The organism is Pseudomonas entomophila (assembly GCF_018417595.1).
Taxonomy (GTDB): domain Bacteria; phylum Pseudomonadota; class Gammaproteobacteria; order Pseudomonadales; family Pseudomonadaceae; genus Aquipseudomonas; species Aquipseudomonas entomophila_C.
The window spans coordinates 2,796,794-2,807,500 of record NZ_CP070982.1; the positions used below are offsets into that span (position 1 = coordinate 2,796,794).

A 10,707-nucleotide genomic window follows, 5' to 3' on the forward strand; every position below is an offset into this window, starting at 1 on the left:
TCGGTGCAGGCTAAGGTGTAGAGCGTACTCTACAGTCAAGAGATTTTTACTGTGAATGTTGGAGAGTTGGAGCGCCGCAGTGGAGTCGGCCGCCATACATTGCGTTATTACGAGCAACTCGGGCTTATCGTGGCCCATCGCCAAGCCAATAACTACCGCAACTACAGCGAGCAGACCGTTGTTGATCTGGCCTTTATACAAAGTGCCCAGAGCGGTGGTTTTTCACTCGCCGAGATCAGCGACATCCTTGCAGCCAAGCGGGGTAATACGATCGATTGCGCCCAAGGGGCGGCCTTGGTCGCCAGCAAGATGGCCGAAGTTCAAGCGAAGATCACCACGCTGCAAGCCGCCTATGTATTTCTGGAGGCGGAGCGTGCAAAGCTGGAAGCCAGTGCCATTGCCAACGGCCTCACTATTCCTCGGGCTTCTGCCCATCAGCATGGCTCGACGCTGTAGCCGATTGGTCGCATTTTGCCTGTCGCCACCGTCTTATTTGGGGCGGCAGCGGTCATTCGTGAGGGACTCCTTCCGACCCATAGCGGACATCAAATATCGGAGTTCCCTCGCGGCCCAACGATCATTCAACTATGGATACCGGCGTTCATGAGCGCGGCGGTAATGAATGGTCCCTTTTTCTCAAGATATTCAGCCATTCCACCAGTATTGCTCGACTCCAACTGAAGCTTCAGCGCTTCATACTGCTGGCGGATCGAGGCATCGCTCCTGAGCAAATCTCTGAACCCAAGCATCTGAGTGATCGAAATGTGGTCGCGGGCACAAGCGTGGAGCTTGTGCGTGCGGATCCCATCCACATTGCGTCGGTAGAAATAATGCCCTTCCGATAGGTCACTTCCTCGAACATACCCCAAATCCTTTAACACCTCGTCTCGCGCCGAGACATTGCAATGATCACGGACCTCGATGAGTACATCGATCTCGGGCTTCGCCGCGAGACCTGCAACAGAGGTGCTTCCAACGTGGTGTATGGCAATCAGTTCATCGCCAAAAGCCGAAGCGATGAGTGGCTCGCAGCCAGTGTCCGCTATCGACCCATAGCTGCCCTTCACCACGGGCAGCTAGCGGCCAGAAGCAGTCAATCGAGTAACCGTTAGATCAGGAGAAGTGCAGATGTCACCCGCGGCGCCACCAGGAACACGCTTGCGCAATGGCCACGCCATGCGTTCGTACAACCTCGAACTGGCCGCCTGGTCGCGCAAGCCCATCGGCAAGGCGATTTACCGCTCGTGATCGGTGATTGCTCGATTCTGCTGGGGGCGCTTGCGGGCGCGCGACAGGCAGGGCCACTTTCACTGATCCATATCGATGGGCACAGCGATTTTCGTCATCCCGGCAATGACGACCCCAAGCCGACGCTGGGCGCCGTGGCAGGCATGGACCGTGCCCTGGCGACCGGGCGTGGCGAAGCGCTGGCGACGCATTGGCCGGGTGTACCGGTTCCACTGGTTACCGATGCCCATGTCGTACAGTTGGGCGAGCGCGAAAGCTGCGACGAGGATTTCGCATGGCCCGATATCAACCACACCGCGATCAACCGGATCGATGTTTTCGAGGCGCTGACGATCGGCCCCGATGCCGTTGTGCGGCGTATAGGCGACGTGCTTGATCAAGCTCCCGGCCAAGGGTTCTGGATTCATCTCGATGTCGATGTGCTGGATCAAACCACGATGCCCGCTGTCGACTCCCCAGGTACCCCAGGGCTCGCGTCGGACGATCTGGTGAAGATCATGACCCCCTTCGTAGCCGATCGACGCTGCCGGGGCATGACGGTGACCGTCTTTGATCCTGACCTGGACCCTGACGGACGATGCGCCGCCGTGATCGTCGGGATCCTGGCGCGACTTCCGTTTCCGAGCCGCCCCGATTGAGGTCTACAGCCACTCGCCGCCGCTGACGCTGGTCAGCGGCGGGCCTCGCTCGGCACTTCGGCGTACGGGTGCGTAGCGCTCACTGGGCGGCCAATGGCGTCTCGGCCTGAGACTCGGCGCTAGGCGCATATTGCTCGATCAGGCGCCACAACAATCTGCCCATGGGAAGCCGGTAGATGTCGCTATGAGCGCCCCCTCCCGAACCCGGTGAGTTGAATTGGGTAATGCCGTCGGACGCGTCGATGTAACTGACCTTGCCCCGACTCAACGTCGATGCCGTGCAATGGCTGTCACCTACCTTGCACAGGCTGAAAAGGCCATTCGGGGAGGCGGAGGTATCGCTGGCTTTCAAGCAGTCGAACGTGGCGGAGCTGGCCGGAGCAGCCGCGCCACACACCAGGTTCCAGGACTTGATCGAGCCGGAAGGGTCGTACCAGAACACCGGGCCGCCGGCAGCGCCGTCATGCTCCGAAGCGGTAAGCGCGATATGGGTGTTCTGCAGTTTTGCGAAATCCCGATAGGGGGCGCCTTCCTTGCCGTCACCCACGGTGAAGCGATTGATACTGACTGCGCCTTGGAGGCCCACCGCCAGGTTCACATGGCTTTGCGGAAAGGCCTGCTGTGGCGCCAGCGCGGGCGAGCTGAACAACGCACGCATCATGGCGCGTGCACCGAAGCTGTGGCCGATGGTGACGACTTTGGCGTTGCTCTTGGATGCCGCGAGCGCGTTGGGCACCGTCTGGTTGACGAGCATGTTCAACCACGTTAGGCCGATCTCGTCGGCGTCGTTGGCCTTGTTGCCATAGCTGAAGAAGTTGGTGAACGAGTTGGACCAGAACGATGGCCAGGTCACACCGATGACGAGAGGGCGAAAGCGGGTGGTGTCGAGGACGTCTGTCTTGGGCGTGGTGTAGATGCCTTTTTCGGCTGTCGGCTGGAAGACCTGGTTGCTTCGCACTGCCTTGGCCCGGTTGAGCGGCGACTTTTGCGCCTGGCCAACTTCATAGGCTGCAGCCATCAGGTTGCCCGTGATGTCGTTGATGTTGCGTATGGCCTCGTCTTGGGCGGTGTTCCAGCCCATGACCACGACGATGACGTGGGTGTAGCGTGAGCCGGTGAGGTCCCGGGTCAGGTTCTGCTCAAGCGACTTCAGTGCCTGCGCGCTCTCCTGGTACAAGCTCCTGAGGCCTGAGTGGGTCTGCTCCAGATTGCGCGAAGCATCGCAGGCATTCCAATCGCTGACTTTCTTCAGGTCGTAGTCTTTGCGGATGTTGGCCAGGGCGTCGGCTGCATAGGCGTTGTAGACAAAGCAATGGGACTTGGCCATATAGCCGGTGTCGTGGTCCGGCAGTACACCATTCTTGAGGATGTGCGAGACGAACATTGCCTTGGTGTCCCACTGCTGAAAGCGTTTGATCTGGTGGGACGTGTTGGTGCTGGTATCTTGTTCTGCCTTGAAGTAAGTGGCGTCGGCGTGAAACAGCTTCTTGCTCTCATCGCTGACCTTGGGCCCACCGATGATCTGCTGCGGGCTCTTTTCGAGCGCGACCACGTAACCGGGGTAGTGGAGGGCCGTCCCGGAGGGGAAGTAGAGCATGCTGTGGAATTTCACTGCGTTGGCGCTATTGACTTCCAGCACATCCTCGTAGGGCGTCATCACTCGATCCGTCGACGTGCAGCCGGTCATGGCCATGGACATCAGAAGCGCGGACAGTGCCGTCAAGCCTGCTTGCGGGAGCCTGAACATGGAGTCCTCCGTGGAGCGGTGTATTCCGTTTGGTTGGGGTGATATCAAAATGACTCTAGCCGCTTTCGCGCACTCTGCATTCACCGCTTCCAATGATTTCGAAGCCGCTGAGCGGCGGGTAGCGCCATGAACTTGACACTCGAACATTCGAGACTTTACTGAAGAGGTCAGGTCATTCATTTCTCTACAGTTTGCGATGGGGGCGCAAGCGGGCCGGCGACTCACCGGTCAAGGATCCCCCACATGCCCAACGCCAACGATGTGAAGTGGTTCAAGAACCAGTTTCAGAGCCAGATGTCACCTGCGCTAGCCAATACGCCCCTGACGGTGGATTTCATGGCCGCCATCGCGTGCCAGGAAACGGGTGAGGTCTGGCCGGTACTGCGCAACAAAGGCCTCCCGGTCCCCGAGATCCTGGAGCTCTGTGTCGGCGATACCCTGGATGTGAACAAGCAGGATGCAAAGAAGGGGCGCCAGGCCTTCCCCAAGAACAAGGCGGCACTGCTGGCCGCTCCCAACGGCCAGGCCATGTTCGACATTGCCCATCAGGCCCTGGTGGACATGGCCAAACATATTGACGGCTACGCCAAAGTCGCCCGCAACCCGGACAAGCTTTGCCATGGGTTCGGGATATTCCAACGTGATTTGCAGTTCTTCAAGACCGACCCCGACTACTTCCTGCAACGGCGCTACGTCAACTTCGATGATGCATTGCAACTGAGCGTTGCCGAATTGAAGCGCGGCCTAAAGCAACTCGGTCTGAGCAAGCGATCGTCCCTCAGCGATATGGAACTCGCGGCGGTCGGCATCGCTTACAACACCGGCGGCTTCAACCCCCGCAAAGGGCTGCGCCAGGGCTTTTTCGACGGTAAGCGGTTCTACGGCGAGAACCTCTTCGACTTCATCCGCCTGGCTCACACCGTTGCCGTGGAGGGCCAGCCGGCACTGTTGACTCAGCCTGCGCCGGGGCTTTCATTGGTGCCCCCTCCCAGCGCGCTGATGGCACAGGGCGAATTCTTCAGGGTAGACACACGCGAGAGCCCGTTGCGCATGCGCAGCGAACCGCGCATAAGCGACCCAGCGCAAGCCAATGTGATCGCCAACCTGCCGGACGGCCAACCAGTGCGGGCCGTCACCGGCAAAGTGCGCAATGGTTTTGTGGAGGTGGAGACGTCACTCAACGGTGCCTTGCTGCGCGGTTTCGTTGCACAGAAGTTCCTGGTCGCAGATTCGACAGTACAGGACATTCCGCTTGTCAGCCCATCTGCATCACCGCCTACCAGCGGTATCGTCGCCGTCTCCATGCCACGCAAGCCGGGTGTGGTGACGCGGCGGGTCGATTTCGCCGGTGCCCATTCACTCAATGAAGCGAACATGCCGCAGCGGCTCGGTGATTCGGCCGACAGTTTGCGCGCTGAACTGGCCGCCATCGTTGACTGGCTGGCGGTGGAAAAACCAGCGCACAAGCGCTACCAGCCCAGGGACGGCTTGACCTTCTGCAATATCTATTGCCATGACTACTGCATGCTGGCAGGTGCCTACCTGCCGCGGGTGTGGTGGACGGAAAAAGCGCTGATCACGCTGTCGCAGGGCAAGCCGGTCGAGCCGCTGATCGGCACTTCCCTGCGCGAAATGCGGGCCAACGACCTGTTCCGCTGGCTGCGCGATTTTGGCCCCGACTTCGGCTGGCGCCAGACGGGTACCCTGAGCAAATTGCAGCAGGCCGCCAACCAGGGCGGCATAGCGCTGATCGTTGCGCGGCGCAAGGCGGAAGGGAAGTCCGGGCACATCGTTGCCGTCGTCCCTGAAACGGCGCAGAAGAGCGCGAGGCACGATGCCAATGGCGAGGTGGTGGCGCCGCTGCAGAGCCAGGCCGGGGCAAGGAATTTCCGCATGGAGACGGGGACGGTCAACTGGTGGAACGGCGAGCAGTTTGCCGAGAGTGCGTTCTGGATTCATGGGTGACTCGACGCCGTCGAAGGGGGGCGAGCGGCCAGTTGGCACTGGCTGCTCGTTTCCCATTGCTGCATAGTGACTCGCGTCGATAAGCTCGCGAAGCGTTCTTCCACCATCGTCATACAGACGTGCTACATACGGAGTCTGCTACATCGTCCTTCAGGCCGAACCTAGGAGTCGGTATCCACCTTCGCGAACCACTGTCTGCTTGGTACCGGTTTTTCCGCCGATGCGCGAGGAGCGTTCAGTCCTCCGGCGACAAGACCTTCATGAATGCGGGCGATGATTTGGTCGTACACATGTCCCCTAAGTGTGATTGCGAGGGCTTTGCTTAGAACTTTCCTGGCCCAGTTCAGCTTCGAGTGCTCGATGTAATGGTCGGTGACGCTATTCATTCGTTGCTCGATCTGGTCTCGTATGCTCTCGACCTGGAATACACCGAATGGCCAGTCGCTGAGCTCCTCGGTTTTTCCATTGGATTTTTTACCACTCAGCTCAGCTGGCAGAAGGTCGTCCATCAGCGGAATGATCGGCAGTTCGATCCCCTTGCTGCCTTTGCGTGCCCACTTCGCGCCTTCTTGTTTCTGCGCCGGGTCCAGGTCATCGAAAAGCGAGTTGCCCGCAGGTAAGGTAAATACATGGGACAAGAACTTCTGTGCATTGCGGCGACCCAGCAAGTAGTCATGCTGGCGAAAATCGCGGCTGAGAAACCCGGAGAAACCACCCAGTGCGCCGCCTGCCAATGAAAGGCCACTAGGGGCGGCATCGCCGCGCGAGGGAGCAATAAGAAATCGGCTGTAGATTTCCTCATCCGCCGCCAAGGCCAAGTCCTGTGCAGAGAATCGCGCCTGGTTCTTCCACGCGCCGATCAGGTCGCCTATCACACTGGTCAGGGCCGGTGTCATGCCGGCAGGTTCGTCATGCCCCTGGGCTTGGGTGTCCGGGAACGGATCGATCATCAAGACGCAGCGTTTCGCTAGCAGCCCACTACGCTCGTTCCTGCCAGTGAGTCCCGCCAGTTCCTGGCGAGCCAGGTCAAGGGGTTCGTTGTTCATCGTGCCGCCGTCGACCAGAAACGTCGAGAACTCAGGTACGGGCATACGCAAGGGATTGGGCTGAAGCCGAACGACGCGTGCTGGCTTGTTGTCGTCACCTGGAAGCACGACGAAACGGTAGTTGTAATCGGATGACACGCGGGTCATTGGGCGAGGTGCTAGCGCCAACGGAAAAGCGCCGCTGGCAACAGCGGTCATGCCCAGCACTTTCCAGCGTTCGGTCGTGGCGGGGCTCCAGTCGAGGGCTATGTCGTCCCCCCTGATCGGTGTGGCAACGCCATTTTGGCTGTAGCTAATGGTGAAGCTTCTATAGTCGCGGTGCATGGTCATGCCCAGGCCGACCCCTTGCCCACTGCCGAGTTGGAGGAAGTAGGGGATGCCGCGCAGATTGGCAATGGTGAACAAGTAGCGAGTCGGGCTGGCCAAGTAGGGGCGGTGGACGACATTGTTGCCCTTATAACTCAGGCAGGCCTGGGCGATGTCCAGTAGTGAAGAACTGTCCAGCAGGGACTGCACGACACTGTCAGGTGCATCCAGATCCTTTGTAGTCAGCAGTTTGTCGATCGAGATGTCTTGTACCCAGGATTTGAAGAACGGGTTGCGGCTCGCCATTTCATCGATCCATTCGCGCTCGCGCTTGGAAAGGGAGGCATACCCGTGGACACCAAGTTCCTTGCAACTCATATGTGGGAAGTCGAAGCGAGCGGCGACCGCCATAATTGCGGCGCTCATGCTGCCGGCGGAGGCGCCGGTGACGACCTTGATAACAACTTTGTGTTGCGGTACCGAGGCTTGCAAAGGCGTACCCACGGTTTTGGCCTTGGCTTGCTCCCAGGCATCCAGGGCCTCGAAAAGGTAGTCCAGCACGCCGGCCTCATAGGGGCCGGCTGAAATGGCACCGGCCATTACCAAGCCAATTTCGAACGTTTGTGGAGCCGGTTCGTCAGTCTTGTCTACATAGTTACCATCGTGTGTGCTCATAGCCAGTGTCCCTGATGTATCAGAGATGGATACGCAGTCCCAGCAGGTCGGCTCGCCTCACCAAGGTCAGAACTGCGGACCAGGACACATCAAGCAAGAGTGCCAGTCTGGAAAATGTCGGTCTTCGCCTGCCATCTAAGCAGGCAAATGATGGGCCATGATCGGGCTGCCACAGGCATGACAACGGCGAACAAGCAGGGCAGGTGCCTGGCCTATTCTGAACGGTAGTTCTCGGTCGTCCTGACTGCCAGTGCCTCAGATCGGTGACAGCCAAGTGGAGAGTGCACATCTCACTCACCTGCAATTCATTACGAACCCTCCAATCTAGAGTTCAATCCTCCGCCGGCGAATCATGAACCCGGCAGCGTTATCACCAATACCACTAGCCGTGCCGCAGCGCGGTTAGTGCTGGTTGAAGAAGGATGCCGCGAATGGGTCAGCGCAGCCCACGACCGGCGCAACACCGACCGGTTCCTCGCCGGCAGTGGTATCAAGACGCCGCCGCAGGACAAGGCGCTGCTGCCCAGATACCTAGACTTCAAGCGGCCCCCCCAGGGGCAGTGAACGCAGGGCCAGACTGCAGCAATTCTGACCTACCCATCTGTTCAGGCATACGGTCATCGTCGCGAACTGGCCGGGTGGCCCTTTGGCCTTGGCGGGCAATACTTCTCTGTACAGCCGAGCGTGCGGCGATCAGCGCGCTGAGAGAGGTGTGAGGTGAACAAACTATCAATCGTGGGTGCCGGCATGGTCGGTGAGGCGGCGGCGCAGATCATCGCCCGGGAGGAATACTGCCGCGAGTTGATGCTGGTCGATGTGCAGGGCGACCTGGCGCAGGGCAAGGCGCTGGACATCTGGCAGGCCGCCGTCGAGTCCGGTTCCGATACCCGGGTTCACGGTGGTGCCAACGCCGAGATGCTGCAGGATTCCGACCTGGTGGTGATCACGGCGGGCGTGCCGCGCAAGCCCGGCCAGTCGCGCCAGGATGTGCTGAGCATCAACCTGCCGATTCTCGACGGCATCATGCAGGACATCAACCGTCACGCCCCGGCGGCGACGGTCCTGGTGGTGTCGAACCCCGTTGACGTGCTGACCTACCGGGCCTGGAGCCTGAGCGGGCTGGGGCGCGGCAAGGTGTTCGGGCAGGCGGGAGTGCTGGATACCGCGCGCATGAAGTGCTTCATCGCCGAGGAAACCGGTTTTTCCGCCCGGGATATCACGGCGCTGGTCCTGGGCGGGCATGGCGACAGCATGGTGCCGTTGATGCGTTACTGCGCGATCGGTTCGGTGCCGCTGTCGCACTTCCTCTCCAATGAGCAGATAGAACGGATTGTGCAGCGCACGCGCCAGGGTGGCGGCGAGATCCTTGGCTTGAAGAAAATTGGGAGCGCCTGCGATGCGCCGGGCGTGGCCATTGCGCAGATGGTGGATACCATCGCCAACGGGCGCAATCGCATCCTGCCGACGGTCGCGATTCTCGAGGGCGAGTACGGGCGCAACGACATTGCCATGGGGGTTCCCTGTGTGCTGGCGGCAGAGGGGCTTGCACGGGTGATCGAGTTGCCCCTGGATGCGCAGGAACAGGCGATGTTCGACCACTCCGCGGACGCTGTGGTGCGGGACATTGCTGAGATGAAGGCGTTATAGAAGGAGGGTGCTTTGAAGGTGGCGGCGGTAGCCTTGCAGCGCCTTCAAGATCGAGCGCTGCAAGGCTACCGCCAAGCATCAGGACGGTTGAGCCGCCAGGCTGTTGCTGACACTACGCCCCAGCACAAGCACCGTGACAAAGCCGCAGCCAACCAGCGCCGTGGCCAGGCTGAACAGCACCGCGCTGCCCATCTGGTCGACGATCTGCCCGCCAAAGAACGAGCCCAGGGCGATGATCACCTGGAACATGGCGACGAACAGCGGCATGCCGCGTTCGACATCCTTGGGCGCCACGACGAACATCCAGATGCTGGCGCAGGCCGGGAAGGCGCCGAAGGCGAAGCCCCACAGTGCGATGAGCATCGCCGCACCGGTCAGGCTGGTGGCGAAATAGGGGAACAGGGCGGTGCCGACGCCGATCATCAGCGCCACCAGCATCAAGGTGTGGCGCACGCTCTGGTTGGCGGCGAAACCGGCGAAGATATTGCCCAGTACCCCGGCCACGCCATAGAGCAACAGCAGGGAACCAATGGTCGGCCCATCGAAACTGGCGTTGTGCTTGAAGAACGGCGCGACATAGGTGTACGCGGCGAAGTGCGCCAGGCCGATCAACAGTACCGCGATCAACCCGACCCGAGCCTTGGGGTTGATGAACAGGGCCGGCAGGTCACTGATGCGGATGGCCTTGTCAGGGTTGAGCCGTGGCAGCAGGAAGACCTGCGCGAGCAGCACAGGTATGCCCACCAGCGCAGTGACCAGGAAGGTCGTGCGCCAGCCCATCAGCCCGCTCAACCAGGTGCCCACGGGCACGCCCAGTACAGTGGCCAGGGTCACGCCGACCATGATGATCGAGGTGGCCTGGGCCACGCTCACGCCCTTGGGCGCCAGGCGGCCGCTGAGGGCGATGGCGGTGGCCCAGAAGCCACCAATGCTGATGCCCAGCAGCACACGGCCGAACAGCAGCAGGCTGAAGTCGGTGGCGTAGGCCACGACCGCGTTGGCGATGATCATGATCAGTGTCAGGCCGATCAGCAGGTAGCGCCGGTCCAGGGCACCGATGCCCACCGACAGCAACGGGGCGGCGAGGGCCGCCATGATACCGGGCAGGGTCACCATCAGCCCGGCGTGGCCGGCACTGATGCCGAGGTCGCTGGCGACATCGTTGAGCACCCCGACCGGGAGGAACTCGCTGGTGACCAGGGCGAAGGCACCCACGGCAACCGAGAGAATTGCCAGCCACTGTTGGCTGACGCTTTGCTGATCATGTTCGGGACGGCCGTGTGAGGCCTGGCTGGCGCTTGGCATGGTGTGGATTCCAAGGGAGTGTCGCCTGGAGCAGGCGAGAGGAGCGGGGAGACAATTCGGGGGCGATTATAGGGGGCGGTCTTGGCACTCAAACAGATGCGCCTTTCGATAGTCATCATCAGCGTGATCG

Annotated in this window: 8 protein-coding genes; 4 read left to right on the forward strand and 4 right to left on the reverse strand. The window is 60.6% G+C overall.

Translation table 11 applies throughout. The features are described 5' to 3' along the window. Positions 1 to 51: 51 nt before the first annotated feature. The gene (locus JYG34_RS12505) at positions 52 to 456 is read left to right on the forward strand and encodes a MerR family transcriptional regulator (protein WP_213660964.1); all 405 of its coding nucleotides are present in this window, start codon (positions 52 to 54) and stop codon (positions 454 to 456) included. 125 nt (positions 457 to 581) lie between these two features. Here the strand turns inward: JYG34_RS12505 and JYG34_RS12510 are convergent, their stop codons facing one another. Further along, positions 582 to 1,067 (reverse strand): GrpB family protein, encoded by a 486-nt coding sequence (locus JYG34_RS12510; RefSeq protein ID WP_249746268.1) that lies wholly within the window; start codon positions 1,065 to 1,067, stop codon positions 582 to 584. A gap of 177 nt (positions 1,068 to 1,244) precedes the next feature. Between JYG34_RS12510 and JYG34_RS12515 the strand changes: the two genes are divergently transcribed. After that, complete coding sequence (locus JYG34_RS12515; RefSeq protein WP_249746269.1) at positions 1,245 to 1,886, forward strand: arginase family protein; 642 nt, start codon at positions 1,245 to 1,247, stop codon at positions 1,884 to 1,886. Between the two features lie 79 nt (positions 1,887 to 1,965). Here the strand turns inward: JYG34_RS12515 and JYG34_RS12520 are convergent, their stop codons facing one another. After that, positions 1,966 to 3,543, reverse strand: coding sequence for an alpha/beta hydrolase (locus tag JYG34_RS12520; RefSeq protein ID WP_213661169.1), 1,578 nt, complete (start codon positions 3,541 to 3,543; stop codon positions 1,966 to 1,968). Between the two features lie 333 nt (positions 3,544 to 3,876). Between JYG34_RS12520 and JYG34_RS12525 the strand changes: the two genes are divergently transcribed. Then, complete coding sequence (locus JYG34_RS12525) at positions 3,877 to 5,598, forward strand: hypothetical protein (protein WP_213660965.1); 1,722 nt, start codon at positions 3,877 to 3,879, stop codon at positions 5,596 to 5,598. A gap of 161 nt (positions 5,599 to 5,759) precedes the next feature. Here the strand turns inward: JYG34_RS12525 and JYG34_RS12530 are convergent, their stop codons facing one another. Then, positions 5,760 to 7,625: a hypothetical protein gene (locus JYG34_RS12530; RefSeq protein ID WP_213660966.1), complete on the reverse strand. Its 1,866-nt coding sequence runs from the start codon at positions 7,623 to 7,625 to the stop codon at positions 5,760 to 5,762. A 717-nt stretch (positions 7,626 to 8,342) separates the two neighbouring features. On the opposite strand from JYG34_RS12530, the gene JYG34_RS12535 reads away from it, so the two are divergent. Continuing rightward, on the forward strand, positions 8,343 to 9,272 hold the full coding sequence (locus JYG34_RS12535; protein WP_213660967.1) for a malate dehydrogenase: 930 nt from the start codon (positions 8,343 to 8,345) through the stop codon (positions 9,270 to 9,272). Between the two features lie 78 nt (positions 9,273 to 9,350). Here the strand turns inward: JYG34_RS12535 and JYG34_RS12540 are convergent, their stop codons facing one another. Beyond that, positions 9,351 to 10,577 (reverse strand): MFS transporter, encoded by a 1,227-nt coding sequence (locus JYG34_RS12540; protein WP_213660968.1) that lies wholly within the window; start codon positions 10,575 to 10,577, stop codon positions 9,351 to 9,353. Positions 10,578 to 10,707 lie beyond the last annotated feature (130 nt).

What these genes read in the sequence shown, in the direction of transcription:
- JYG34_RS12520 (WP_213661169.1), bottom strand. Translation starts at nt 3,543, where the DNA reads ATGACGCCCTACGAGGATGTGCTGGAAGTCAATAGCGCCAACGCAGTG.
- JYG34_RS12525 (WP_213660965.1), top strand. Translation starts at nt 3,877, where the DNA reads ATGCCCAACGCCAACGATGTGAAGTGGTTCAAGAACCAGTTTCAGAGC.
- JYG34_RS12540 (WP_213660968.1), bottom strand. Translation starts at nt 10,577, where the DNA reads ATGCCAAGCGCCAGCCAGGCCTCACACGGCCGTCCCGAACATGATCAG.
- JYG34_RS12530 (WP_213660966.1), bottom strand. Translation starts at nt 7,625, where the DNA reads ATGAGCACACACGATGGTAACTATGTAGACAAGACTGACGAACCGGCT.